21 protein-coding genes are annotated in these 26484 nt (G+C 64.5%); 11 read left to right on the forward strand and 10 right to left on the reverse strand.

The window, feature by feature from the left end:
* Window positions 1–13 precede the first annotated feature (13 nt).
* Entirely contained in the window at window positions 14–1570 is a 1557-nt protein-coding gene (locus AT984_RS05080) for a methyl-accepting chemotaxis protein (RefSeq protein WP_058719165.1), read from the reverse strand.
* A gap of 243 nt (window positions 1571–1813) precedes the next feature.
* On the opposite strand from AT984_RS05080, the gene AT984_RS05085 reads away from it, so the two are divergent.
* The 4 genes from AT984_RS05085 (at window position 1814) to AT984_RS05100 (ending at window position 6658) form a co-directional block, all read left to right on the forward strand.
* On the forward strand, window positions 1814–3127 hold the full coding sequence (locus tag AT984_RS05085) for a glutamate carboxypeptidase (protein WP_082679799.1): 1314 nt from the start codon (window positions 1814–1816) through the stop codon (window positions 3125–3127).
* 234 nt (window positions 3128–3361) lie between these two features.
* Window positions 3362–5548 carry a S46 family peptidase gene (locus AT984_RS05090; RefSeq protein WP_058719167.1) on the forward strand — a complete coding sequence of 729 codons (2187 nt, stop codon included), beginning with the start codon at window positions 3362–3364 and terminating at the stop codon, window positions 5546–5548.
* Between the two features lie 136 nt (window positions 5549–5684).
* Window positions 5685–6062 carry a VOC family protein gene (locus tag AT984_RS05095; RefSeq protein WP_082679800.1) on the forward strand — a complete coding sequence of 126 codons (378 nt, stop codon included), beginning with the start codon at window positions 5685–5687 and terminating at the stop codon, window positions 6060–6062.
* Between the two features lie 23 nt (window positions 6063–6085).
* Window positions 6086–6658, forward strand: a complete 573-nt coding sequence (locus tag AT984_RS05100; protein WP_231741529.1) for a GNAT family N-acetyltransferase — start codon at window positions 6086–6088, stop codon at window positions 6656–6658.
* A 47-nt stretch (window positions 6659–6705) separates the two neighbouring features.
* On the opposite strand, the gene AT984_RS05105 is transcribed toward AT984_RS05100, so the two are convergent.
* Window positions 6706–7857 carry an alpha-hydroxy acid oxidase gene (locus AT984_RS05105; protein WP_058719168.1) on the reverse strand — a complete coding sequence of 384 codons (1152 nt, stop codon included), beginning with the start codon at window positions 7855–7857 and terminating at the stop codon, window positions 6706–6708.
* Window positions 7858–7888: 31 nt separating this feature from the next.
* The gene (gene dinB, locus AT984_RS05110; protein ID WP_058719169.1) at window positions 7889–9142 is read right to left on the reverse strand and encodes a DNA polymerase IV; all 1254 of its coding nucleotides are present in this window, start codon (window positions 9140–9142) and stop codon (window positions 7889–7891) included.
* Between the two features lie 203 nt (window positions 9143–9345).
* Here dinB and AT984_RS23820 point away from each other — a divergent pair, with 203 nt between their 5' ends.
* Window positions 9346–10743 (forward strand): methyl-accepting chemotaxis protein, encoded by a 1398-nt coding sequence (locus tag AT984_RS23820; RefSeq protein ID WP_058719170.1) that lies wholly within the window; start codon window positions 9346–9348, stop codon window positions 10741–10743.
* A gap of 512 nt (window positions 10744–11255) precedes the next feature.
* Window positions 11256–12116, forward strand: a complete 861-nt coding sequence (locus AT984_RS05120; protein ID WP_197418248.1) for a hypothetical protein — start codon at window positions 11256–11258, stop codon at window positions 12114–12116.
* Window positions 12117–12121: 5 nt separating this feature from the next.
* Here AT984_RS05120 and AT984_RS05125 read toward each other — a convergent pair whose 3' ends face one another.
* Window positions 12122–12607 (reverse strand): hemerythrin domain-containing protein, encoded by a 486-nt coding sequence (locus AT984_RS05125; RefSeq protein WP_058722101.1) that lies wholly within the window; start codon window positions 12605–12607, stop codon window positions 12122–12124.
* 269 nt (window positions 12608–12876) lie between these two features.
* Between AT984_RS05125 and AT984_RS05130 the strand changes: the two genes are divergently transcribed.
* Window positions 12877–13461: a hypothetical protein gene (locus AT984_RS05130; RefSeq protein WP_058719172.1), complete on the forward strand. Its 585-nt coding sequence runs from the start codon at window positions 12877–12879 to the stop codon at window positions 13459–13461.
* 182 nt (window positions 13462–13643) lie between these two features.
* Here the strand turns inward: AT984_RS05130 and AT984_RS05135 are convergent, their stop codons facing one another.
* From AT984_RS05135 to argH, 4 genes are read right to left on the reverse strand one after another with little or no spacing between them, the layout of a single operon-like run.
* Window positions 13644–14342, reverse strand: a complete 699-nt coding sequence (locus AT984_RS05135) for a response regulator transcription factor (protein WP_058719173.1) — start codon at window positions 14340–14342, stop codon at window positions 13644–13646.
* Between the two features lie 6 nt (window positions 14343–14348).
* On the reverse strand, window positions 14349–14744 hold the full coding sequence (locus tag AT984_RS05140) for a YccF domain-containing protein (protein ID WP_058719174.1): 396 nt from the start codon (window positions 14742–14744) through the stop codon (window positions 14349–14351).
* 20 nt (window positions 14745–14764) lie between these two features.
* Window positions 14765–16420, reverse strand: a complete 1656-nt coding sequence (locus AT984_RS05145) for a sensor histidine kinase (protein ID WP_058719175.1) — start codon at window positions 16418–16420, stop codon at window positions 14765–14767.
* A gap of 13 nt (window positions 16421–16433) precedes the next feature.
* Window positions 16434–17873, reverse strand: coding sequence for an argininosuccinate lyase (gene argH / locus AT984_RS05150; RefSeq protein WP_058719176.1), 1440 nt, complete (start codon window positions 17871–17873; stop codon window positions 16434–16436).
* Window positions 17874–17959: 86 nt separating this feature from the next.
* On the opposite strand from argH, the gene AT984_RS05155 reads away from it, so the two are divergent.
* From AT984_RS05155 to AT984_RS05170, 4 genes are all read left to right on the forward strand, one after another.
* On the forward strand, window positions 17960–19075 hold the full coding sequence (locus tag AT984_RS05155; protein ID WP_082679801.1) for a sensor histidine kinase: 1116 nt from the start codon (window positions 17960–17962) through the stop codon (window positions 19073–19075).
* A 65-nt stretch (window positions 19076–19140) separates the two neighbouring features.
* Window positions 19141–19986 carry a LytR/AlgR family response regulator transcription factor gene (locus tag AT984_RS05160; protein WP_058719177.1) on the forward strand — a complete coding sequence of 282 codons (846 nt, stop codon included), beginning with the start codon at window positions 19141–19143 and terminating at the stop codon, window positions 19984–19986.
* Window positions 19987–20188: 202 nt separating this feature from the next.
* Window positions 20189–21916, forward strand: a complete 1728-nt coding sequence (locus AT984_RS05165) for an ABC transporter permease (RefSeq protein ID WP_058719178.1) — start codon at window positions 20189–20191, stop codon at window positions 21914–21916.
* A gap of 14 nt (window positions 21917–21930) precedes the next feature.
* Window positions 21931–23229: an ABC transporter ATP-binding protein gene (locus tag AT984_RS05170; RefSeq protein ID WP_058719179.1), complete on the forward strand. Its 1299-nt coding sequence runs from the start codon at window positions 21931–21933 to the stop codon at window positions 23227–23229.
* Window positions 23230–23277: 48 nt separating this feature from the next.
* Here the strand turns inward: AT984_RS05170 and AT984_RS05175 are convergent, their stop codons facing one another.
* Both AT984_RS05175 and ppc read right to left on the reverse strand, forming a co-directional pair.
* Window positions 23278–23481 (reverse strand): putative motility protein, encoded by a 204-nt coding sequence (locus AT984_RS05175; protein WP_058719180.1) that lies wholly within the window; start codon window positions 23479–23481, stop codon window positions 23278–23280.
* A 49-nt stretch (window positions 23482–23530) separates the two neighbouring features.
* The gene (gene ppc / locus AT984_RS05180) at window positions 23531–26377 is read right to left on the reverse strand and encodes a phosphoenolpyruvate carboxylase (protein ID WP_058719181.1); all 2847 of its coding nucleotides are present in this window, start codon (window positions 26375–26377) and stop codon (window positions 23531–23533) included.
* Window positions 26378–26484 lie beyond the last annotated feature (107 nt).

A 26484-nucleotide genomic window follows, 5' to 3' on the forward strand; every position in this document is an offset into this window, starting at 1 on the left:
TTTGAGCTTGATTTCAGTGCTGGAGCTTGAAGGTGGCCACGACTTCAATCATGGCGCGGGCCTGCTGCTGCAGGCTTTCGGCGGCGGCGGCGCTTTCTTCCACCAGGGCGGCGTTTTGCTGGGTGGCTTGGTCCAGTTGGGTCACCGTCTCGCCGATCTGCGAGACGCCCTGGCTTTGCTCCTTGCTGGCGGAGCTGATGGTGTTGACGATTTCGCTCACTTGCTGAATCGCCCCCAGCACCCGGCCCATGGTGACCCCGGCCTGGTCCACCAGGCTTGAGCCGTCTTCCACCTGTTGCACGCTGGTGGCGATCTGGGCGTGAATTTCCTTCGCGGCATTGGCGGCGCGCTGGGCCAGGCTGCGCACTTCGGAGGCCACCACCGCAAAGCCCTTGCCTTGCTCGCCCGCCCGCGCCGCTTCGACGGCGGCGTTCAGGGCCAGGATATTGGTCTGGAAGGCAATGCCGTCGATCACCGAGATGATGTCTTCGATGCGGTGCGAGCTGCTGTTGATGGCCTTCATGGTGTCTACCACCTGGCCGAAGATCTTGCCGCCTTCGACGGCAATCTCGGAGGCGCCGCGGGCCAAGTGATTGGCTTGCTCGGCACTCTGGGCGTTCAGCCGTACCGTGTCACTCAGCGTGGCCATGGTGGCCGAGGTTTCTTCCAGCGAAGCGGCCTGGCTTTCGGTGCGGTTAGAAAGGTCTAGGCTGCCAACGGCAATCTCGGAAGAGGCGGTGGCGATCTGGTTGGCGGCATCGCGCACATGCGAGATCAGCGCCACCAGGCTGGCCTGCATGGTGACCACCGAGGCCAGCACGCTGCCCGGGCGGGCAGTCTCGCCGCCCTCGATATCGCTGAGGTCGCCATTCGCCACCCGGCCCACGGCGCGTCGCAGTGCTACCGGTTCAGCGCCCAGGGCGCTCAGCAGATTGCGGATGATCACGCCGGCCACCGCCAGCGAGGCGAACAAGGCCAGGGCCGAGACCAGCATCAGGCCTAAGCGCCAGCGCCACATGCTGGCCTGCGCCGCCTGGGCTTTGTGCTGAGCATCTTGCTCGGCCAGTTCGGTGTCATGGCGCAGCAGCTTATTCATCTTCACCAGCAAGGGAATGCCCTCGGCATTCATGCGGGTGCTGGCCTCGTCACGGTCACCGGTCAGGCCCATATTGATGATGTTCAGCGCGATCGGCGCGTAGGTCTGTTCGAGCTGCTTGGCCTCGTTGGCGGCTTGCTTGGCGGCCTCATCCATATCGGTGGCGGCGGCGACGGCGCTGTTGAAGCGGCCCAGCAACTCCTGCACCTCCTTGTGGGCGGCGCTGGCCGCAGCGGCCTGCTGTTCGCGCTCGGCCGGGCTATTGGCCAGCAAGAGGTTTTGGGTGGCAATGGCGCGGTCTTTCATCGCCCCGCCCAGCCGGCTCAGCAGCTGTGAGCGCTGATTGCTGCCCTCCGCAAAGCTGACGAAGGCCTCGTTGGACTGCCCCAGGGCGGTGACAGCCAGCAGTGCGACCAGAAGGCAGAGCCCGGCGAGTGCGCCAAAGGCCAGGAGCAGTTGTCGACGGATCGTCATGCGTTGTCCCCTTGAGCTGAGTGCTGCCGGTGGCCCGGCGCCAACTTTCTGTCGATGAGTATGCCGCGTAACGCGAAAGATGTACGGTCAAAATCCCGTGCTTTGCTCGGTATTTCACGGCGAGCGCGAAACCGGCTTGTCCTTCGTCTTTTCTCGGCCATTTCTGAGTTTCTTGCGGCAGCCGTTGCTGTGCGGCCCACCTAAAATCGCCCGCTCCCATAGCCCTCAAGCGAAAGCCTTGCCATGCCCACTGCACAGCGGACCCCGCGTTTTACGTCTGTCTTGTCCGCCCTTGCGCTTTGCGCCCCGATGCTGCTGGGCTCGGCCTGGGCCGCCGGTACGGCACCCCAGTCTCAGCTGCTGGCCGCGGCCCAGCGGGAGCAAGCGCCTTTGCTCAAAAGCCTGGAGCAGTTCGTCAATATCGAGACCGGTAGCCGTGAGCTCGCGGGGCTCAAGCAACTGGCGGCTGTGTTGGCGGAGCGCCTGCGCGCCCTCGGCGGCGAGGTGGAACTGCTGGCCCCCAGCGAGGTCTACCGCATGGAAGACACGCCGGAAGAGCTGGGTCAGCATGTCAAAGCCGTATTCCGCGGCAAGGGCAGCAAGAAGATTTTGCTGATCGCGCATATGGACACCGTCTACCCGGCCGGCATGTTGGCGCGCCAGCCTTTCGGTATCCGCGAAGACCGGGCCTACGGCCTGGGCATTGCCGACGACAAGCAAGGCCTGGCCACTGTGTTGCATCTGCTGGCGGTGCTGAAGTCGCTGAATTTTGAGGACTACGGCCAGATCACCGTGCTCTTCAACGCGGATGAAGAAATCTCTTCGCCCGGCTCGCGCGCCATCCTGACCCGTTTGGGCGCCGAGCATGATGCGGTGATGTCTTTCGAAGGCTCGGGCGCGACGGCTGATCATTTGTCGCTGGCCACCGCCGGCATTGCCTCGGTGAACCTGACGGTGCATGGCCGCGCCACTCATGCGGGCGGTGCGCCGCAGTTCGGCGTCAACGCCTTGTATGAGTTGTCGCATCAAGTGCTGCAGATGCGTGATTTGTCCGACCCGCTGACGGGCGTCAAGCTCAACTGGACCATGGCCAAGGCCGGCATTGTGCGCAATATGATCCCGCCGCTGGCCACGGCCGAGGCCGATGTGCGGGTGCTGCGGGTGCAGGACTACGACGCGCTGGAGCAAAAGCTGCAGCAGCGCATTCAGAACCGGCTTTTGCCCGAAGCGCGGGTTGAGCTGAAATTTGAGCGCCGCCGCCCGCCCCTGGAGGTCACACCCGTGTCGCAGGCCTTTGCCGAACATGCCCGGCGCGTCTATGCCGAACTGGGCTTGCAGCTGCGCATTGATGCGGTGGCGGCCGGCGGCGGCACAGATGCCGCATTCGCTGGGCTTCGCGCCCGTGGCCCGGTGGTGGAGCGCTTTGGCCTGCGCGGCGCCGGCGCCCACACCAGCGACGCGGAGTATGTGTTGATCAGCTCCATCGTGCCGCGCCTGTACCTGGCCGCGGGCATGGTGATGGCCTTCTCGCGTGGCGAGGTACCTGTGCAGCCTTGAATGCCTGCTCGGCCGAGGTGACCGATTCGGGTCCAGGCGGCCGAGTTAGCGAATGAGTTGCTGAGTCGCTAGACCGCTAAATCGCTTAGTGATTGAAGCCCCGGTCCTGTCTGCTATCTGCAGCGCCAATCCGGCGCTGCAAACTTTTCCCCCCCATGTCTTTTGGCAATGCCGCCGCCAGCCTGTAGGCTTCGCGGCTTTGTTGTTGAACCTAGCCTGAGAAACTGAACGCCCATGACACAAAAGAAGAATTCCTACGGTTTGCCTGGCGGCGCTGTGCTGGCCCTGAGCTTGGGTCTGGTGGCCTCCGCGCAAGCGGGCGAGGGCATGTGGATGCCCCAGCAATTGCCCCAAATCTCTAAAGATCTGAAGGCCGCCGGCCTGCAGCTGGATCCGGCCAAGCTGACCCAGTTGACCGAGTTCCCCATGGGCGCCGTGATCAGCCTGGGCGGCTGCACCGCCTCTTTTGTGTCGCCCCAAGGCCTGGTGGTGACCAACCACCATTGCGCCTACGGCAGCATCCAGTACAACTCCACGCCCCAGCGAGACCTGCTGAAGAACGGTTTCCTGGCCGCGTCCCTGAGCGATGAGTTGCCGGCCGCGCCCGGCAGCCGTGTCTATGTGACCGTGGCCGTCAGCGATGTCAGCGACAAGGTGCTGGACGCCAAGACGCAAGGCTTGAGCGGCAAGGCCCGCGTCGATGCCATCGAAGCCAAGCAGAAGTCCCTGACCGCGGCTTGCGAGCAAGACGCCGGCCATCGCTGCCAAGTCGCCAGCTTCTACGGCGGCCTGCAGTACCAGTTGATCAAGCAGATGGAAATCCGCGACGTGCGCCTGGTGCATGCGCCCGCGCTGGGTGTGGGCCTGTTCGGTGGCGACACCGACAACTGGATGTGGCCCCGCCACACCGGCGACTACAGTTTCTACCGCGCCTACGTCGGCCCGGACGGCAAGCCGGCCGACTTCAACGCCGCCAACAAGCCTTACGAGCCCAAGCACTTCCTCAAGCTGGCCTCCAAGCCGCTGAATGAAGGCGACTTCGTCATGGTGACCGGCTACCCCGGCCGCACCAACCGCCACCGCCTGCCCGCTGAGGTGGACTTCGCCTTCGGCTGGGAGCAACCCACCCGCATCAAGCTGATGGGTGAGCAGCTGGCCCTGATCAAGCAGGAAACCGCCGGCCGCCGCGAAGCCGAAATCGCCATGGCCGACCGCGTGGCCGGCCTGGGCAATTACTTCAAGAACCTGCAAGGCCAGCAAGCCAGCTACGAGGGCAGCGACATCCTTGCCCGCAAGAGCCAAGCTTTTGCCGAGCTGAAGCAGTGGGTCAGCGCCGACGCTGCCCGCAACAAGCTCTACGGCGCCGATATCGCCAAGGTGGAAAGCCTGCTGGCCCAACGGCAAGCCATTACCCGCGCTGAGATCTTGCTGGACCTGAGCGCCCCGCGTCTGCTGGGCACCGCCCGCACCCTGCTGGAAAACGCCCATCAGCAAGCCAAGGCCGATGCCGAGCGCAAGCCCGGCTTCCAAGCCCGTGACCAACGCCGCCTGAGCCAAGGCCTGGAAGCGCTGGACAAGCGTTACGACGAGCAAGTCGACAAGCGCTTGACCGCCCATTTCCTGGCCCGTTACCTGGCCCAGCCCGCTTCGCAATTGAACGCGCCGATGCTGGCTGCCCTGGGCCTGCAAGCCGGCATGGATGAGGCGGCCGTCAAGGCCCGCCTGGATGTGGTTTACGCCGCCAGCAAGCTGGCCAACAAGGCCGATCGCATGGCTTGGTTGAAGAGCGATGTGGCTGGCTTCAAGGCCAGCGACGACGCCTTCATCAAGGCCGCCGTGGCCCTGTATGCCGATGACGAGGCGCGCGAAAACCGCGACAAGGAAATCGCTGGCCAAATCAACCAAGCCTACGGCAACACCATGAAGGCCCTGATCGCCTTCAAGGCCAGCAAGGGCGAAGCCGTTTACCCCGATGCCAACAGCACGCTGCGCGTGGCTTTCGGCAAGGTCGAGGGCCGCAAAGGCGCGGTGGACGGTGGCGACTGGCATGCCTTCACCACCTTGCGCGGCATTCCTGCCAAGCACAAGGGCGAAGGCGAGTTCAATGCGCCGGCCGAACAGCTGGCCGCTATTCAAGCACGCAAGTTTGACAACTACGGCGCCGCCGCCCTGGACTCGGTGCCGGTCAACTTCCTGGCCACGCTGGATACCACCGGTGGCAACTCCGGCTCGCCGGTTTTGAACGACCGCGCCGAGCTGGTTGGCCTGCTGTTTGACGGCACGCTGGACAGCGTCATCGACAGCTGGGACTTCGACGCCAAGAAGTCGCGCAGCATCTGCCTGGATGCCCGCTACATGCTGTGGCAGATGAAGGTGGTCGACAAGGCCCAGCGCCTGCTGGGCGAAATGGGTGTGAAGTAAACAGCAAGGCAGCGCGGATCAAGCTTCGCGAACTGCCAGACCCCAGCTTGTAGGGGTTTGCTGACGAGAGGGCTGTTTGCACAATGCGAGCAGCCCTTTTTCTTTGTCGACTTCTCCAACTTCAGGTCTGTCACACATGATTCTTGACCACATTGGCATCCCCGTCAGCGACTATGCCGCCGCCAAGCAGTTCTTTGCCCAAGCCTTGGCGCCGCTGAACATCAGCCTGGTGCTGGAAGTGAAAGGCTGGGCGGGATTTGGCCGCGCAGGCCGGCCGCAGTTCTGGTTTGGTCAGGGCGAGAGCGGCGCGGTGGCCGCGCCCCAGCACATCGCTTTTGCAGCGGAGAACCGCGCCCAGGTGCGGGCCTTTTACGAGGCCGCCTTGCAAGCCGGCGCCAAAGACAATGGCGCGCCCGGCATCCGCGAGATTTACCACCCGCACTATTACGGCGCCTTCGTGATCGGACCGGACGGGTATAACGTCGAGGCTGTATGTCATTTGCCGACCGAATGAGCGGCCCGGCAGAGCCCCCGCTGATGACTGAGGCCGTGATCGTTCTGACGACCGAGCGCCTGCGCTTGCGCCACATGACGGTGGATGACGCCGCCTTCATGCTGCGCCTGCTGAATGAGCCCTCATGGCTGCGCTTCATCGGCGACCGTGGCGTCAAGACCCTGGCCGATGCACAAAGCTATATCTTGAACGGCCCGGTTGAGATGGTGAGTCGCCTGGGCTTTGGCTTTTACATCGTGGAGCTCAAGGACCAAGCTGGACCCATGGGCCCGGTCGCCCCTGTCGGCATTTGCGGCCTGGCCCAGCGGCCCTATCTGGAGGATGTGGACATCGGCTTTGCTTTTTTGCCCGAGTTCTGGGGCCAGGGCTATGCCTTCGAGGCCGCCGCGGCGGTGCTGGCATTGGCGCACACGCGGCTAGGCCTGCGGCGCGTGCTGGCCACCGTGCGCCCGGGCAATCAAAGCTCGATCAAGCTGCTTGAAAAACTGGGGCTGCGTTATGAAAAAACCATGCCGCACCCGCTGGGCGATAGCGCCGAGGGTGCCCGCGAGTTGATGCTTTATGCCTACGAGGCGCCAAGGCAGCCGACGCCTTGAATCGGCGTGGCGGCCAAGGCGGGCTGAGCTTTGCTGCCCGCCCGCCTTCAGAGCTTGAAGCTGCCGGGCACCAAGATATCGCGCCCGACGGATTGAATCTGGGTGTGGCCGCAAAACGCCATGCTGACGTCCAATTCCTTGTGGATGATCTCCAGCGCCTTGGTCACACCGGCTTCACCCATGGCGCCCAGGCCGTAGAGAAAAGCGCGGCCGATATAGGTGCCGCGGGCGCCCAGGGCCCAGGCCTTGAGCACGTCTTGGCCGCTGCGGATGCCGCTGTCCATATGCACCTCGATCTGGTCGCCCACGGCGGCCACGATGCGGGGCAGGGCATGGATGCTGGACTCGGCGCCGTCCAGCTGCCGGCCGCCATGGTTGCTGACGATGATGGCGTCGGCACCGCTTTGCGCCGCCAGCTTGGCGTCTTCCACATCCATGATGCCTTTGAGGATGAGCTTGCCGCCCCATTGCTTTTTGACCCACTCCACATCGGCCCAGCTCAGGCGCGGGTCGAACTGCTCATTGGTCCAGGCCGCCAGCGAACTCATATCGCTGACGCCTTTGACATGGCCGACCAAATTGCCAAAAGTGTGGCGGCGCGTGCCCGCCATGCCGAGGCACCAGCGGGGCTTGGTCAGCAGATTGAGGATGTTGCGCAGGGTCGGGCGCGGCGGCGCGCTGAGGCCGTTTTTGAGGTCTTTGTGGCGCTGACCGATCACCTGCAAGTCCAGCGTCAGCACCAGGGCGCTGCAACGCGCGGCGCGGGCGCGTTCGATCATGCGCACCATGGCGTCACGGTCGCGCATCATGTAGAGCTGGAACCAAAAAGGCGCTTGGGTGTGGGCGGCAATGTCCTCGATCGAGCAGATGCTCATGGTCGAGAGCGTGAAGGGGATGCCGAACTTCTTGGCCGCCATTGCCGCCAGCATTTCTCCGTTGGCATGCTGCATGCCGGTCAGGCCGGTGGGCGCAATAGCCACCGGCATTTTGGTGTCCACGCCCACCATCTGCGTGGCCAGGCTGCGGTTTTCCATGTTCACGGCAACGCGCTGGCGGAACTGGATGGGCGCGAAGTCCGAGCTATTGGCGCGGTAAGTGCCTTCGGTCCAGCTGCCGGAGTCGGCGTAGTCGTAGAACATGCGGGGCACGCGCTTTTCGGCCAAGGCGCGCAGGTCTTCGATGCAGGTGATGGTGGGCATGGGGCGTGGGCTTTTAGCGTTGGGGCCGCGGTTAAAACAAGCTGAGATTCTCGGCCACTGGGATGCTAAGCCCCGCAGCGGCTAGTTTGCTGCGTTTGCGGCTCAGGGCTTCCCCGGGGCGGCTCAAGCTGCCCATGCGCACACCGAGCAGGCGTATGCGTTTGTCCAGCGGCACGCGTTTGAGGCAGGCACCGGCGGCGCGGCGTATGGCTTGGGCGTCCTGGGTGGGGGCATCCAGCGTGAGGTCACGGGTGACGGTGTGAAAGCCTTCAAAGCGCAGCTTGATGCCGACGGTGCGGCCGAGGTAGTTCTTGCGCGTCAGGTCAGACGCTAACTGCTCACACAAGCGGGTGAAGATGGCGCCCAGCTCGGCCCGGTCATGCACGGCGTGGAGGTCACGCTCGAAGGTGGTTTCGCGGCTGATGCTGACCGGCTCGCTGTGGGTGACTACCGCGCGTTGGTCGCGCCCGTGCGAGGCTTCGTGCAGCCAGGCGCCAAAGCTCTTGCCGAAATGCTCGATCAGCAGCGCAGGCGGGGCGGCCGCCACATCGCCCACCGTCTCCAGCCCTAAGGCCAGCAGCTTGGCGCCCGCCTTGGGGCCGATGCCATTGACCTTGCGCACGCCCAGCGGCCAGATGCGGGCCTCGATCTCATCCGCCATCAACAGCGTGATGCCATCGGGCTTGTCCATCTCGGAAGCGATTTTGGACAGCAGTTTGTTGGGCGTGATGCCGATCGAGCAGGTCAGCCCGGTGGCGCGCAGCACCGAATTCTTGATCTCGCGGGCTACGGCGCGCAGGCCACCTTGCGGGTCGTGGCCCACGGCCTCGCGCACGCCGGCCACCTCGCTGAGGTCGATATAAATTTCGTCAATCCCCCGGTCTTCAATCACCGGCGCCACCTCGGCCACGGCCTGTTTGAACAGGCGCGAGTAGTGGCGGTAGGCATCAAAGTCCGTCGGCAAGAGGATGGCGTCGGGCGCGCGCAGGGCGGCTTTCATCAAGCCCATGCCGGAGAACACGCCCAGGTCCCGCGCTGCATAGGTGCTGGTAGTAACGACGCCGCGGCCGGTGTAGTCGCGCAAGCGGGCGTAACGGCGTGTACCGTCGGGCAGGTCCACCGGCGCATGGGCGCGGCGCCCGCCAATCACCACCGCCTGGCCTTTGAGCTCGGGGTAGCGCAACAACTCCACCGAGGCGTAGAAAGCGTCCATGTCCAGATGCGCGATCAGGCGCTCGGGCAGGGGGGCTGGGCCGTCAGGTTTTGAGAGGGGAGGGCTGCTCATCGGCATCCATTGTGGCGCGATGAATCCACGCAGGCCGCAGCCTTCCTCAGACCCACGTGGCCACGAACAAATCGGTAAAACCGGGGTTTCTTCACGGCTCTTGCTCTTGCTTGGCCGCCGAAACTCGCATGTAAGCCGTGCGTGCGTACGTGCGTAGGCTGTTCTTGGTCTGCAAAGAGCAGCTCTTTTCTGGAGCCATACGAATGAATGCCATACGAACCAATGATCGCATCCTGCTGAGTGCCATCTTGCTGCTGCTGCTGGGTTGCCTGGGCTATGGGGCGGCTTACGATAACTTTGGTCTGGCCTTGGGGCTGGGCCTGCTTTTGCTGGCGGCATCGGTGGCCGTCGCCTGGGTGTCCGGTGGCGGTTCGGGCTCCCAGCTAGGCTTGCCATTTTTGGGCATGGCCATGGTGGCGCTGATGATACAGGTGGCGCGCGGCCACACCGAGGCGCACTTCAGCGTCTTCGCCTTTCTGGCCGTGACGGCCGTCTACCGAAGCCCGGTGCCGATTCTGGTGGCGGCGGTGACTGTCGCTTTGCACCACCTGAGCTTCAACTATTTCCAGCAATGGGCTTGGGGCCCGATCTGCTTCACCAAGCCGGGCTTGGGCATCGTGCTGGAGCATGCCGCCTTTGTGGTGGCCGAGTCTGGTGTGCTGCTGGTGCTGGCCGCCGGCGCGCGGCGTGACTTTGCGGTGGGCGAGGAACTCAACACAATTGCCCAGCGCCTGCGCACCGAAGACGGCAAGGTGGACTTTGCTGCCATCCAGACGCAAAGCAAGGCACCGACGACGCTGCGTATGTTGGACGCACTCGGCGCGGTTGAAGATGCCATGGCCTCGGTGCGTGGCAGCACCGATTCGATCCGCACCGCGGCCGATGAAATCGCCTCCGGCAGCCTGGATCTGTCCACCCGAACGGAGCAAGCCGCCAGCAATCTGCAGCGTGCTGCCAGCTCCATGGAGCAGCTGACACGCACGGTCAGCCAGAGCGCGGATTCTGCCCGCACCGCCAGCCAGCTGGCCCATTCGGCGGCCGCGGTGGCGCAGCGAGGCGGTGATGTGGTGAGCCAGGTGGTCAGCACCATGGATGACATCAACACCAGCTCACGCAAGATCGGCGACATCATTGGCGTGATCGACGGCATTGCCTTCCAGACCAATATCTTGGCCCTGAATGCCGCCGTTGAAGCCGCTCGGGCTGGTGAGCAAGGGCGTGGCTTTGCGGTGGTGGCCGGCGAGGTGCGCAGCCTGGCCCAGCGCAGCGCCGAGGCTGCCCGTGAAATCAAGGGGCTCATCGGTAACAGCATGGCGCGGGTGGAAGACGGCTCGCGCCTGGTCAATGATGCCGGCCAGACCATGGGCGATATCGTCGCCTCGGTGAAGCAGGTCAGCGACATCATTGGCGAGATCTCCACCTCGGCCGCCGAGCAGAGTCAGGGCATCGTCCAGGTCACCGCCTCGGTCAACGAGTTGGATCAGATGACCCAACAGAACGCCGCACTGGTGGAAGAGTCCGCCGCCGCTGCGCAAAGCCTGCGTGACCATGCCGCGGTCTTGAGTGAGGCGGTTTCTGCCTTCAAGATGGCTAGGCACTGAAGTCGGCCTGCCGCTGCGCTGCCTCCGCCCTTCGGTCAAGCCGCTCGGTTCAGAAGCTGGTGAGCTGTCCCTACGTCACCTGTCAGGACTAACAGGTGGCGGAAAAGCGGGGCGGGCTCTATGCTCGTCTCCGGCCAACGAGGGCTGCGTGGCGAGGAGGGGAGTCCAATTCCTGCGGCGACACGCGAGAGCGGCGCAAGAGTCGGCTTCGAGCTGACCGGCGCACGGAGGACGGAGAGCAGTTGAGGTACGGCGGCAGTCGGTATCGGCCAATAATGCCGAGCATTGCCGCGGCAAGCGAAGGGTAGGCAAGTCGAGTCATCGTAGGACTGAAGGGTCAGCGAGCTCGACTTTTCTTTTTGGGCTCGCCGTGCTGCAGGGCGCTTGCCGGCGCTGGCGGGTTATGAGCATGGGCTGACGCCGGCTTGCTTTTCGCCCAAGGTAATGCGCGAGTTGCTATGCTGCTGCGTCATGCTAGTGGTCTAGCCGCGTTGACAGGAATTGACAGAACCATGGCCAAGACTTGGAGCTTGCGCTCAAGTGGCGCTCCACGCTGCGAGGCTCGCCGTTGGTGTCTGCGCTTGGCCGCGGCGTTGGTGCTCCAGGGGCCGAGCGTGCCGATGGCTCAGAACGCGGCTGCGGCGGAGATAGTGCCGCTCTACAGCTATTACACCGACCCGCCATACAGCCCCGCCTTGGCTGGCAATCTGAGCCACAAGTTGGCCGGCTGGCTGAGCCGCAAGTCCGGCGGCCGCTATCAGTTTGTGGCGAGCGAGATCCCGCGTGCGCGCCTGGACCGAGATGTGCTGTCACGCCCGGGCTGGTTGGGCGTGGTGGCCTGGGTGGGGCCGGACTTCATGCTTGACCCGACGATGCAGAAGTACTGGTGGAGCGAGCCACTCTTGCGGGACGCGGTCTGGGTCGCATCCCGGCGCGACAAGCCGGTGGACTTTGTTGACATCAGCTCATTTGACGGCCTGGTGTTTGGCGCCATTCGAGGCCGGCAACTACCCGATATGGACGCCGCCTTTGCGGCTGGCCGCGTGCGGCGCGAGGACGGCGTGGGCGGCGAGGCCAATCTGCGCAAGCTGCAACTTGGCCGCATCGACGTGACCTTTGTGCAGGCCGCCGCCTTGCCTTTTTTCCGCGAGCAGATTCCTGGCCTGGACAGCTGGCTTTATGTCGCCGCCAAGCCGCGCCTCACGGTGGAGCGCCGTTTGATGAGCGACCGCTCTCAAGTCGAGTTAAATGCATTTTTGCGGCGCTGCGTGCTTGAGTTTCGCGTCGACCCCGAGTGGCGGCCGGTGATTGAATCACTGGCCTACCCCGAGGCCTTGCGCCCCTACCGAAGCCCATCAAACGGCCGGCCTTGATTGCTTCAGCCGCAGCTATTGCTGCCGCAGGAGCTGATGCTGGTCGCCTCTGTGGCCAGTGGCTTGGCGAGCTGGCCGGTGGCCGCGTCAAAGCCGACCTGATTCATATGGAAAATCAGCGCCGCGTCCATCATCTCGGCATGGGCCGGGAACCATTTCACCAGTTCGGGCACCAGATTGCCCATGGGCTCGAAGTCGCCATGCGCCTGGGCGTGCACCAGCACTTGGCGCATCACGTCCAGCACCATCGTGTGTTGTTTGGTATGGCAGTTGTCGGGGGCGAAGCCGGTGGCTGCCATCCAGCCTTCTTCCATGCCGAAATGGGCCTCGGTGTGCGCCAGCAGCTCTTGGTAGAGCGGCAAGATTTTTGACTCATCGCCAGCGCTCACCGCGTCACCCCAGCGGTTCAGCAGTGCCACGAATTCTTGATGGGTCTGGTCAATCTGCGGGTGTTGCAGGGCCAGGTCGTCGGTCCAGGTGAGGGTACTCATGGGCGGCGAGCTTAGCGCAAGCGGCGAGGCTTTGCGCTTGCGTTGGATCAAGAGGGCTTTGATGGCGTTCGCAAGCGGGCTGAGCCGTGCGCGGCGCGGCTGTTCATCTGCCGTTCATCTGTTTGTGGGCTGCGGTTCATCTGCCATTCATGCGGGCAGCCGCGCGGGAATTTGAGAATCAAGTCAGTGCCGATCGGCACAGATTTGCTTCGAAACCAACCCCAAACAAGCGCACGACGCCTCACTTCGGCGCACAAAGGCTCAGCATCATGAAAAAGCTCAATTCCAGCATCTTGTCCCTGGCTGCAGCCATGGCCTTCGTGGCCGGCAGCGCGGTGGCGCAGTCCAGCGTGGTGGCCAATGAGGCCCGCGTTTACAACGCCAATATTTCGCTGGCCGAAGTTCACGCCGCGCAGCAAGCTTGGGGCGACGCCTTGGTCAAGATCAGCGACGACTACACCGCCGGCGGCTTCGCCAAGGCCCAAGCCACCGCCAGCGCCGTGTTGGATGCAGCCTATGGCTATAACCTCGGCCCGGTACTGTTCAAGCCTACGCTGACTACCAACCCGCAAACCTTCCGCACCACCAAGGAAGGCGCTTTGGCCTACTTCGTCGGCGGCGACAAAGCCTTCCCGAACGACAAGGGCTTCGCACTCAAGGGCTGGAAAAAGGTCGAGATCAGCAACGCCGCCGTGCACATCAACGGCGATGTGGCCAACACCATGGGCAAAGTCGCCATGACCGACGCAGCCGGCAAGGTCACCACCGTGGACAAGACCTGGACCTTCAAGAAAGACGACACCGGCACCGTGCGCATCGTGCTGCATCACTCGTCATTGCCGTACGCAAATTAAGACTTTGCGTGACAGACCGCCCTCGGGCCCAGGCGCTTGCAAGCGCCTGGGCCTTCGCCAGCCACAAACTCCGATGGAGTTTGTGCGCGGGCTCAGTACACCCGAGTAGTTCTGAGGCCGCGCACCCAAGCGCTTGCAAGCGCCAGGGCCTTCGCCACTCACGCATCAGAACAGTCGCCCGCTCACGGATTCACATCAAGCCGATAACCCAGCCCACGCACGGTGTGGATCAGCGCAGGCGTGTGGCCCTCGTCAATCTTGGCGCGCAGGCGGCGGATGTAGACGTCCACCACATTGGTCAGGGGGTCTTCGCTGTAGCCCCACACCGTGTTGAGAATGCGCTCGCGGCTGAACACCCGCCCTGGGTGGCGCATCAATAGCTCCAGCAGGGCCAGTTCGCGCGCTGTCAGCACCAGCGCCTGCTCGGCGCGTCGCACTTGCATGCGATCCAGGTCAAAGACCAAATCGGCCAGCGTCAACAAGCGGGCCTTGCCCGCCGGTTCGCCCTGAGCATGCTGCTCAGCGCGGCGCAGCAGGGCTTCGATGCGGGCCAGCAATTCCTCAAAGGCAAAGGGTTTGGTGAGGTAGTCATCAGCGCCGCAGCGCAGGCCGGCTACTTTGTCTTCCACCGCGTCCATGGCCGTGAGCATCAGCACCGGCAGTCGGCAGCGATTGGCGCGCAGGCGCTGGCAGGCCTCGACGCCGCTGATGCCCGGCAGCATCACATCGAGCAAGACCAAGTCGGGCTGCAACTGCTCCACGCTCTTGGCGACCTGGTCGCCTCGCTCCACCACCGTGATTTGATAGCCCTCGGCACGCAGGCCGCGGTTCAAAAAATCGGAGACGCGGCGGTCGTCTTCCACGATCAAGAGGTGGGGCATATTGGCTCAGCGGGTGACGATGGTTTTGCCAATCGGCATCAAGGCCAGCACGGCCAGTTTGAGGTGCTGGATGCCAAAAGGAATGCCGATGACGGTGATGAAACAGGCCAGGGCCGAGACCAAATGGCCCATGGCTAGCCAGACGCCGGCGAAGACAAACCAGATGATGTTGCCCAGCAGGCCCAAGGGGCCGGTGCCAATGTCTTGCTGGCCGGTGACGCTGGCGCGGTCCACAGCCTCACGGCCGAAGGGCAGAAAAGCGAACTGGCCGATCACGAAGCAGGCGCGGCCCCAGGGGATGCCCACGATGGTGATGAAGGCCAGCGCGCCAGCCAGCCACCAGCCCAGGCCCATGACAAAGCCGCCCAGAATCAACCACAAGATATTGCCTATCGTTCGCATGGTGTTTCTCCCTCTGTCGCTCAGTTGTTGTCTTTGTCGCCGGTGTTGCTGGTGCTATCGGTCAAGGCGGCGGGCAAGCTGATCAGCACCCGCGTGCCGCCACCCTCGCGGGCCAGCAGATTGAGCCGGCCGCCATGGGCGCGCACGATGTCCTCGGCGATGGTCAGGCCCAGGCCCATGCCCTCGGGGCGCATGGCGCGTGCGCGCTCGGAGCGCCAGTAGCGTTCGCTGGCCAGAGGCAGTTCTTGTTCATCCATGCCGATGCCGGTGTCGCTGATGGTGACTTGCCACTCAGCGCCGCCTTGTGCGGGCTGAGTTTCGACGCTGATCTGCCCGCCCGCCGGGCTGTAGCGCAGGGCGTTGTCCAGCACGATGGTGAAGAGCTGGGTCAGCTTGTCCAGGCTGCCGCGCAGCATCAATGGCTGCGGCGGCTCTGAGGGCATTGCGGTTTGCGCGTCGTTGAACCATTGCAGCTGATGGGCTTGCTGTGCCGCCGTGGCCTGCACCTGTTCCAGCGCGGCGCGCAAGGGCTCCGTCAGGTCGATCAGGCTCAGCTCCGGCTGCAGGCCGGCCTCGCTCTGCCGCGCCACCGCCATCAACTCACCAATGCGGGCGCCGAGCTGGCGGGCAATGCTGGCCACCCGCTCCAGCGCGTCGCGGTACAGCGATTCGGCGTGGCCGCTGCGGCGCAGCGTGATCTCGGCTTCACCCAGGATGGCGGTGGTGGGCGTGCGCAATTCGTGGCTGATATTGGCGAAGAACTGGCGGCGCGAGCGGTCAATGTCCAGCAGCTGCGCATTGGCCTGGTGCAGGTCGGCGGTGCGCTGGGCCACGGCAATTTCGAGCCGCTGCCGCTGAGTTTCCTCGTTACGGCGGTGCAGCTGAATCTCTTCGGCCATGCGGTTGAAGCTCTGCCCCAGGCGGCCGAATTCATCGCGGCCGGTGGCGCCAATGCGATGCTCGAGCTGCCCGGCTTGCAGCGCCAGGGTGCCGTCCAACAAGGGCCGCATGCGGCGCCTGATGTCCCAGGCGAAGTAGCTGACAAAGCCGATCGACAGGATGATGGTGCTCAAGATGCTGTAGATCGCCACATTGCGTGAGCGCTGCAGCGCCACTTGGGCGGCGGCCTCGGCGGCGGTGCTGTGGGCTTGCTGCTGGGTGATGGCTTGCGCGATCAGGGCGCGCATGTCCTGGCCCTCCGAGATGTCGAAAACGCTGAGCATCTCGCTCCACACGCTGGCCCGCTCGGTGCTGGGGTTCGGGTGGGGGATATGGGGCTGGGCCTGCTGGATCTGCGCCCGCAAGGCGCGGAAGTTGGTTTGCAGCGCGTCGAGCGGCTGGCGTGTCAGCGGCGCCTCGCCGGCCAGGCCGCTGGCATCGGCTTGCTCTTCGCGGTGCAGGCGTTCGAGCTCATTGAGCGCGGTTTGCATGCGCTGCAAATACTGGTCGCGCAGGGCCACCGGCGCCTGGTCGGTCAGCAGGTATTGGGCGAACCAGACCTTGAGCCGCTGCTTGTCCGCGGCCAGGGCGATGTATTGCACCAGCGCGTCTTTGGCGCGCAAGCTGCGGGAGCGCTCCAGCTCGGACTGGTTGACCAGCCACACCACCACCGCAAACTGGGTGGCCACCAAGGCCACCAGCACGCCCAACCACAGGCCCAGGCGTGCTTTGAGCATGGTGTTTGGCCGGTCAGGCGGCCAGACGGGCGCGGTGGCGTGCGACTTGGGCGCGCACCTGGGCGGGCGCGGTGCCACCCAGGATGTTGCGGGCGTTCAGCGAGCCGCGCAGGCTCAGCACTTCGAACACATCCTCGCCGATGCGGGCATCAAACTTCTGCAGCTCGGCCAAGGGCAGGGCGCTCAGGTCCAGGCCGCGGGCGATGGCGGTCTTCACCGCATGGGCCACGATCTCATGGGCATCACGGAAGGCCAAGCCCTTCTTGACCAAATAGTCGGCCAGGTCGGTGGCGGTGGCATAACCCTTCAAGGCTGCACGCTCCATCGCTTCGGGCTTGACGGTGATGCCAGCGGCCATTTCGGCAAAGATGCGCAGCGTGTCTTTCAAGGTATCCACCGTGTCGAACAGCGGTTCCTTGTCTTCCTGGTTGTCCTTGTTATAGGCCAGGGGCTGGCCCTTCATCAGGGTGATCAGGCCCATCAGGTGGCCGACCACGCGGCCGGTCTTGCCGCGCGCCAGCTCGGGCACATCGGGGTTTTTCTTCTGCGGCATGATGGAGGAGCCGGTGCAGAAACGGTCGGCCAGGTCGATGAAACCAAAGCTCTGGCTCATCCACAGAATCAGCTCTTCCGAGAGGCGCGAGATGTGCACCATCACCAGGGCGGCAGCGGCGCTGAATTCAATCGCGAAATCGCGGTCGCTGACGGCGTCCAGGCTGTTTTGGCAGACGCAGGCTTCGCCTTTGTCATTCACCATGCCTAGTGTGCGAGCCACGCGCTCGCGGTCCAGCGGGTAGCTGGTGCCGGCCAGGGCGGCCGCGCCCAGGGGCAGGCGGTTGACGCGGCGGCGTGCGTCCACCAGGCGCTCGGCATCGCGGGCGAACATTTCCACATAGGCCAGCAGATGGTGGCCGAAGCTCACCGGCTGCGCCACTTGTAAATGGGTGAAGCCGGGCAGGATCACCTCGACGTTCTTCTCCGCCACCTCGACCAGGGCCAGCTGCAAGGCGCTCAGCAGTTGCAGCAACTCGTCGATTTCGCTGCGCAACCACAGGCGCACATCGGTGGCGACCTGGTCATTGCGGCTGCGGCCGGTGTGCAGGCGCTTGGCCGGCAGGCCGACCAACTCGGTCAGGCGGGCTTCGATATTGAGGTGCACGTCCTCCAGGTCCAGCTTCCAGTCGAACTGGCCGGCGGCGATTTCGCCCTTGATCTGCGCCATGCCGGACTCGATGGCGGCATGGTCCTCAGCGCTCAGAATGCCTTGGGCCAAGAGCATTTCGGCGTGCGCCAAGCTGCCTTGGATGTCGGCGGCCCACAGGCGCTTGTCGAAAAACACGCTGGCGGTGTAGCGCTTGACCAGCTCGCTCATGGGTTCCGAAAACAGGGCCGACCAGGCTTGGGACTTGTTGGCGAGTTGGTTGTCACTGGGCTTGTCGGCGGAAGCGGTCATGGTGGCGGGCTGAAGGGGAGGGAAAAGGGCGCGGGCGGTGCTGACGCACAATCCCGGCAGGAAGCTCGCAATTCTAACGAGGCACGATGTCTGATAAAAAAACCAAGCGCCCCGCTGAGGCGGAATCGGAGTGGCCCGACAGCACCAGCCTCACCAGCATCCTCGGTTTCCCCGCCACGACGAGCGTGAAGCCGGCGGACGAGGCGGCGGTGCTGCCCTTGTTCGACCCCGAGCGGGCCTTTGATGTCTGCCATGTCGGCCTGGTGCTGCGTGCCGTGTTGGCGGTGCAGGGCTTGCTGGCCCTGGGCTTGGCGCAGGCGGCCAGTGGTTTTGTGCAATGGGCCGGCTGGATGGCCAGCGCCTCGGTGGTGACCATGTCGGCGGTTTTGCTGTGGTTGCTGGTGGTGTGCGGGGCGCGGCGGGTGCTGGCGCATTTGCCCGAGCCCTGGCAATGGTTCAGTCTCAGCGCGTTGGGCGCCGTCAGCGCCTGGCTGGGTTGGGCTTTGTTGACCATTGCCAATCTGGAGCCCAGCAGCGGCTTTCGCCTGGCCAGCGTCGGGCTGGCGGGCGCCGCCATGGCGGCACTGCTGCTGACCTGGCTGAAACTGCGGGAACGTGCGCAGCGCCCGGCCGCGGCCCTGGCGCAGCTGGTGGAGCTGCAATCGCGCATTCGCCCGCACTTTTTGTTCAACACCCTCAACAGCGCCATCACCCTGGTGCGCCATGACCCCAGCAAGGCCGAGGACCTGCTGGAGGACTTGAGCGAGCTATTTCGCGTGGCGCTGGCCGATGCCACTACGGCGGTGAGCCTGGATGAAGAAATCGAGCTGGCGCGGCGCTATCTGCACATCGAGCAGACCCGCTTTGGCGAGCGCCTGCGCATCAGCTGGCAACTCGATCCGCAAGCGCGTGGTGCCCGCGTGCCGCCTTTGCTCTTGCAGCCCTTGGTTGAGAATGCGGTGCGCCACGGCGTGGAGCCCAATGAGCAGGGCGGTGATGTGACGGTGCAGACCCTGCGGCGCGGCAGCGAGGTGGAGATCCGCGTCAGCAACACCGTGGGCTTGCCCGCGCGGACGCAAGGCCACGGCATGGCGCTGCGCAATGTGCGCCAGCGCCTGCGCTTGATGCATGATGTGTCGGCCCGGTTTGAGTTGTCGTCCGAGCCCGGCCGCTTCACGGTGCGCATCGTGCTGCCGAGCTGAAAATAGGGCTCGCGACGCTTGCCACCCAATCTCTTTTTCTGCACGCTTTTGTAATCTTTTTCGCAATGACTGCTGCCACTGCAAACCTGTCCGTCTTGCTGGTTGACGATGAGCCCCTGGCCCGCTTGCGCCTGCGCAGCTTGCTGGAGGCTTGCACCGAGCCACGCGCCCAGGTGGTGGCCGAGGCGGGCACGGCCTCGCAAGCGCAGTCCTGGCTGCGTGATCATGCGTGCGACCTGATCTTGCTGGACATCCAAATGCCCGGCGCTGACGGCCTGCAGCTGGCCGAAGCCCTGGCCGCCCATCCGGCGCAGCCGGCCGTGGTCTTCGTGACCGCGCATGCCGAACATGCCCTGCGCGGCTTCGAACTGGATGCGATGGACTATCTGACCAAGCCGGTTCGCCGTGAACGCCTGCAGGCCGCGCTGCAACGGGTCGCCCAGCGCTTGGAGGAGCGCGCGGCGGCGCACAGCCAGCGCGGTGATTTGGACGAGTTGGAGCCGGCCGAGTTCATCACCATCACCTTGCGCGGCCGCCTGATCCGCGTGCCGCTGGCCGAGGTGTTGTACTTCAAGGCCGACCTCAAATACCTGACCCTGCGCACCGCCACGCAGAGCTATGTGATGGACGGCAGCTTGTCTGAGCTGGAGTCTCGCTTCGGCGGCCCGGAAGGGCGCTTTTTGCGGGTGCATCGCAATGCCTTGGTGGCAAAGTCGGCCGTGCGCGAGTTGCTGCGCGGCGGCCCGCAGCCTACCGCCGATTCGCCGTTGGACAAAGATTCGGCCGAGGCCGCTGAAGCCAGCGAAGGATGGGCCTTGCGGGTGGCGACGGTGAACGAGTGGCTGAGCGTGTCGCGCCGCCAAGTGGCAGCCGTGCGTGAAGCACTGGCCAGCCGGCAGGGCGGTGATTGATCGAGCACGCGTGCGTCCGTGGGTGCCGTTGTGGGCGAATAGCCCAGGGCAGAGGTCGCTGAACAGTCATCCGAGGAATCGGCGGCGCGTGCTGCCGCCCGGGGCAACAGTTCTTCACATTGCGCCGTTACCATCCGGCACCTGAAATTTCTCCCCTGCCGCAGCCATTGTTGCGCCGCGCATGCCTCCTGATCGGGCCGCCATGATTGACAAGCGTTTTTTCCCCCGCCAGGTGGTGGAGGCCAGCGGCAACCGCTGGGACTGGGCCTTGCTGCCCTTGGTGCTGGCCCTGCTGAGTTTGCTGGCGCTGGCGGGCTCGCAGATGGCCCAGCCTTTTCAAGTGGGCGAGGCCCTGCCGATCAGCCTCGATCCCGCTTACCTGCCTTATTACTTGCTGCGCACCACATTGCGCATGTTCCTGGCGCTGGCCGCCTCGGTGGTGTTTGCCTGCGTGTTCGCGGCGCTGGCGGCCAAGTACCGGGCGGCAGAAAAAGTGCTGGTGCCCATGCTGGACATCCTGCAGTCGATTCCCATCCTGGGCTTTTTGTCCATCACCGTGACCGGCTTCATCGCCCTGTTTCCGGGCAGCTTGCTGGGCGTGGAGTGCGCGGCCATCTTCGCCATCTTCACCTCGCAGGCCTGGAATATGGCCTTCAGCCTGTACCAAAGCATGCGCACCGTGCCGGCCGAGTTGCAGGAGGCGGCGCGCATCTTTCAGCTCTCCGGCTGGCAGCGCTTTTGGCGCCTGGAGCTGCCTTTTGCCATGCCGGGCTTGCTGTGGAACATGATGATGAGCATGTCCGGCGGCTGGTTCTTCGTCGTGGCCTCCGAAGCCATCTCGGTGGCCAATCAAGACATCAAGTTGCCGGGCGTGGGCTCCTACATCGCCATGGCCATCGCGGCCAGCGATTTGCAGGCGATTGGCTATGCCATCCTGGCCATGTTGATCGGCATTCTCTTGTACGACCAATTGTTTTTCCGCCCGCTGCTGGCCTGGGCCGACAAGTTCCGCTTTGAGGAATCGGGCAATGAGAACGCGCCCACCTCTTGGCTGCTGACTTGGCTACGCCGCACCGACTTGATTCAACGCATCGGCCTGATCCCTGCGCGCTGGCTGGGGGCGAGTTTTCGCCTCACGCGCCGGCGCTTTGATGGCAGCTCCATCCGCGCCCGCGTCAAACCGGTCAATCCCTTGTGGGAGCGTGGCTGGGATGCATTGCTGGCGGCGCTGGTGCTGTTTGCGGTGTGGCGGCTGGGCATCTTCATCCACAGCGAGGTGGGTTGGCAGGAGGTGGGCCATGTCTTCAAGCTGGGCCTCTACACCCTGAGCCGGGTGCTGGTGCTGATTGCAGTGGCCTCGCTGATCTGGGTGCCCATCGGCGTGTGGATCGGCCTGAACCCGCGCATTGCCGGGCGGGTGCAGGCCTTGGCGCAGTTTCTGGCGGCCTTCCCCTCGAACTTGGTCTTCCCGGTGGCGGTGATTCTGATCGTCAAGTGGCAGCTCAATCCCGACATCTGGCTCTCGCCCCTGATCATTCTGGGCACGCAGTGGTATTTGCTTTTCAATGTGGTGGCGGGGGCGTCGACGATTCCTTCCGAGCTGCGCTATGCGGCTAAGAATCTGGGCCTCAAGGGCTGGTTGCTGTGGCGGCGCTATTTGCTGCCGGCCGTTTTCCCGAGCTTTGTCACCGGCGCCATCACGGCCAGCGGCGGTTCCTGGAACGCCAGCATCGTGGCCGAGTATGTGAGCTGGGGCGACACCAATTTGCAGGCCCAGGGCTTGGGCAGCTATATCCAGCACATGACGGCGATCGGCGACTTCCCTCGCATCGCCCTGGGCATTGGCGTGATGTGCGTGTTCGTAATGGCCTTGAACCACTGGGTCTGGCGGCGCCTGTATCGCCTGGCCGAAGCCCGTATGCATTTTTGAGAGCGATGTGATTGATGAGTACCCTGATTGAACTGAAGAACGTCGCCAAGAGCTTCAAGTCCTCGGACGGCAGCCAGCGCTCGGTGCTTGAAGGCGTGGACTTCCGGCTGGAAAAGGGCGAGATCGTGGCTTTGCTGGGCCAGTCCGGCTCGGGCAAATCAACGCTGCTGCGCATCATGGCGGGCCTGATCGCGGCCGACGGCGGCGATGTGCGCTACCAGGGTCAGCCCATCTTTGGCCCGGTGGCGGGGGTGGCGATGGTGTTTCAGTCCTTCGCGCTTTTTCCCTGGCTGACGGTGCAGCAAAACGTCGAGCTTGGCCTGGAGGCGCGTGGCATCAGCCCGGCCGAGCGGGCCAAGCGCGCCGATGCGGCCATCGAGATGATTGGCCTGGCCGGCTTTGAGGGCGCTTTGCCGCGCGAGTTGTCGGGCGGCATGCGCCAGCGCGTTGGCCTGGCCCGCGCTCTGGTGATGGAGCCAGCCGTGCTGCTGATGGACGAGGCCTTTTCGGCCCTGGACGTGCTGACCGGCGAGCGCCTGCGCAATGAAATTCTGGAGCTCTGGGTGGGCGGCGAGATGCCCACGCAAGCCATGCTGGTGGTGTCCCACAACATCGAAGAGGCGGTGATGATGGCCGACCGGGTGCTGATTTTTTCCAGCAACCCGGGCCGGGTGCGCGCCGAGTTGCCGATTCGCCTGCCGCATCCGCGGGATGCCGATAGCGCCGAGGTGCGCGACTTGATCGACGAGGTCTACGGCCTGATGACGGCCGGCGCCGCGCCCACCGACTTGGGTCATGCCCATGCGCAGCGCCCGCATTTGTCCGACCGCTTGCCCGAGGCCGATGTGGGCCGCATGGAAAGCCTGCTGGAGTTGTTGTCCGAGGACAGCTTCAAGGGCCGCGCCGACCTGCCGCAACTGGCCGAGGAAAGCGAGCTCACCGACGACGAGTTGCTGCCGCTCACCGATGCCTTGCATCGCCTGGGCCTGGCCACGCTGGAGCATGGCGACATCCTCATCACGCCCCTGGGGCAGCGCTATGTGGCCGGCGAGCACGAGTTCCGCCGCGAAATCTTTGGCCAACAATTGCTGGCCCATGTGCCCCTGGCCGCCTTCATCCGCCACAGCCTGGAGCAAGAAGACGACGGCGAATTGCGCGAAGAACCCTTCCTCAAACTTTTGCAGGAAAGCATGGACGCGCAGGAAGCCGAGCGCGTGCTCAAGGTGGCGATTGAATGGGCGCGCTACGGCGAGGTGTTCGAGTACAACTACCACACCGGCATGATTCACTTGCCGGAGTCGGGTGAGGACTGACTGATTGATTGCTTGAGTGCCGGCCAGCGGGCCGGTTGAGCTTGTCGTCTAGGCGTAGACGTTCAGCCGCGTGCCCAAGCTGCCTGAACTGGCCAGGGCAGGCGCGGGCGGCACCGAGTTGAGCAACTCCAGCGCGCCCTGGCTTTGAATGTCCATGGCCTTGCGCAAGACCATCAGCTGGGCGGCGGCCTGCACCGTGCCGGCGCTTGAGTTGCCGGCATTGTTGACGAGGGCGGTGTTGCTGAGGTCCATGCTGATTGCTCCCAGTGAACCCCTGCTATCGACCGCCCGGGCCAAAAACTTAGCCCGTATTGCGCAGGCCCGCCGCAATCCCGTTGATCGACAAATGAATACCGCGCTGCACCCGCTCCAGGCTGGGGTCCTGGGCGCGGGTGTCGGCCGGAGCGGCGCGGTAGCGGCGCAGCAGCTCGACCTGCAAATGGTTCAGCGGGTCGATATAGGGGAAGCGGTGCTCGATGGAACGCGCCAGCGCCGGGTTGCCGGACAAGCGCTTGGCCTCGCCGGTGATCAAGGCCAGGGCCTGGCCGGTGCGGTCGAACTCGGTCTGAATCGCCGCGGCAATCTTCTTGCCCAGGCGTTTGTCCACCACCAGGTCGACATAGCGCTGGGCAATACCCAGATCGGTCTTGGCCAGCACCATGTCCAGATTGGACAAAAGGGTGCGGAAGAAGGGCCACTGCTTGTCCATGCGCTTGAGCAGGGCCAGGTTTTGTTTGTGCTGATCGCTGCCGGGCTCGCCCAGAAAGTTCAGCACCGCCGAGCCAAAACCGCACCAGCCCGGCAGCGCCACCCGTGACTGGCCCCAGCTGAAACCCCAGGGAATGGCGCGCAAATCCTCAATCGCCTGCGTGGGTTTGCGCGAGGCCGGGCGTGAGCCGATGTTCAGCTCGGCAATCTCGCGGATCGGCGTGGCGGAGAAGAAGTACTCGGCAAAACCAGGCGTCTCGTAGACCAAGCCCCGGAAGGCGCTGTAGCTGAGGTCAGACAGCGCTTGCGCCGCCGCCAAAAAGCTCTTGGGCGCGCTCTTGGTCGGATGCAGCAAGGTGGCTTCCAGGGTGGCGGCCACCAGGGTTTCCAGATTGCGGCGGCCGATCTCGGGGTTGGCGTACTTGGAGGCGATCACCTCGCCCTGCTCGGTCAAACGGATCTGGCCGTTCACGGTGCCGGGAGGCTGGGCCAGGATGGCCTGGTAGCTTGGGCCGCCGCCCCGACCGACGGTGCCGCCGCGGCCGTGGAAGAGGCGCAGGGTGATGCCGTGCTGGGCGCGCAAGTCGTCGAACAACTCCACCAGCGCGATCTCGGCGCGGTACAGCTCCCAGCTGCTGGTGAACATGCCGCCGTCTTTGTTGGAGTCGGAGTAGCCCAGCATGATGTCTTGCTCGGCGCCGCCGCGCTTGATCAGCGCTGCGATGCCGGGCAAGGCGTAGAACTCGGCCATGATTTGCGGCGCCAGGCGCAGGTCGCCAATGGTCTCGAACAGGGGCGAGACGATCAGGTCGCAGATGGCGCCCTCGGGCTCATCCAAGGTGCCGCGCAGCAGGCCCACTTCCTTCATCAACAGCAGCACTTCCAGCAGGTCGCTGACCGATTCGGTGTGGGAGATGATGTAGTGGCGCAGCGACTCGCGGCCAAAGCGTTGCAGCGACTCCGCCGCGGCTTCGAAGATGTCCAGCTCGCCCAGCGTCTTCTCGCTGTAGGCGGCGCCATGCACGCGCAAGGGGCGGGCGTCTTGCAGCAGGCGGATCAGCAAATCGCGGCGCTGCAACTCGTCCAGCGCGCTGTAGTCCGCTTGCAGGCGGGCGACTTGCAGCAGCTCGGCCAGCACGGCTTCGTGCTGATCGGAGCTTTGGCGCAGGTCCAGCGTGGCGAGGTGGAAGCCGAACACGCGCACGGCGCGCATCAGCGGCGCCAAGCGAGGCGCGATCAAGGCTTGCGCATGGTGCTGGCGCAGCGAGCTTTCGATGATGCGCAGATCGGCCAGCAGCTCCTCGGGGCCGGTGTAGGGCGCTTGCGGTGCAACGGCGTGGCGCAAGGCCTCGGTGCCGGTGAGCTGGGTCAGGCTGGCGGCCAGGCGCGCATACATGCCGGTCAGGGCGCGGCGGTAGGGCTCGTCCATGCGGTGTTCGTTGCGGTCCGGGCTACGTTCGGCCAGGGCCTGCATCTCGGGCGTGACCTGGGCCAGGCGGTAGGAGATCGACAGCTCCGCGCCCAGCTCATGCAGCTCGGTCAGATAGTGGCGCAGCGCCACTTCCGACTGGCGGCTCAGCGCATGGCGCAGGGTCTGGGCGGTGACATTGGGGTTGCCGTCGCGGTCGCCACCAATCCAGTGGCCCATGCGCAAAAAGCTCGCCAAGTCATGGCCGGGAAGGGCTTCTTCCAGCTCGGCGTAGAGCTTGGGGATCTGGCGCAGGAAGGTGGCCTGGTAGTAGGACAGGGCGTTTTCGATCTCGTCGGCCACCGTCAGCTTGCTGTAGCGCAGCATGCGGGTCTGCCACAGCTGAGTGACGCGGGCGCGGATCAGCGCCTCGTTGGCGGCCAGCTCGCGCTCGGTGTGCAGGCTGTCGCGCTGCTCCACCAGCTGGGCCACGGCGCGCTCGGCGTCCAGAATGCTCTTGCGCTGCACCTCGGTGGGGTGGGCCGTCAGCACCGGCGAGATAAAGCCGTGTTGCAAGGTCTTGGCGATTTCGGCCGGGCGCACGCCGGCTTCATGCAAGCGCTCCAGCGCGAAAGCCAGCGAGCCCGCTTGCAGGCTGCCGGCCCGCTCATGCACCTCGCGGCGGCGCACATGGTGGCGGTCTTCGGCGATATTGGCCAGATGCGAGAAATAGCTGAAGGCGCGAATCACGCTGACGGTTTGCTCGCCGCTCAAGCTCTTGAGCAATTTGTCAAAGCTCTTGCCCGCTTGGGCATCGTGCTTGAGGCGAAAGGCGACCGAGAGCTGGCGCACTTTTTCGACCAGCTCATAGGCCTCGCGACCCTCTTGTTCGCGAATCACCTCGCCAAGAATGCGGCCCAGCAGACGGATGTCATCGGTCAGCGGTTGGTTTTTATCGACCGCGCTGCGTTGCTGCGCCTTCTTGGCGGGCAGGGAAGCTGGTTTGGCGGGCTGGCTGGACTTGGAACGCATGGCGAGGCTCGAGGTTGGGGACCGGAGATACCTGGCGGGCGCCAATGGGCGCTCGCCGCGATGTAACGAAGTTACTTGTTTCTGACTTTATCAGTTTCTTCGGCGCT

It is taken from the genome of Paucibacter sp. KCTC 42545, from assembly GCF_001477625.1.
Taxonomy (GTDB): Bacteria; Pseudomonadota; Gammaproteobacteria; order Burkholderiales; family Burkholderiaceae_C; genus Paucibacter_A.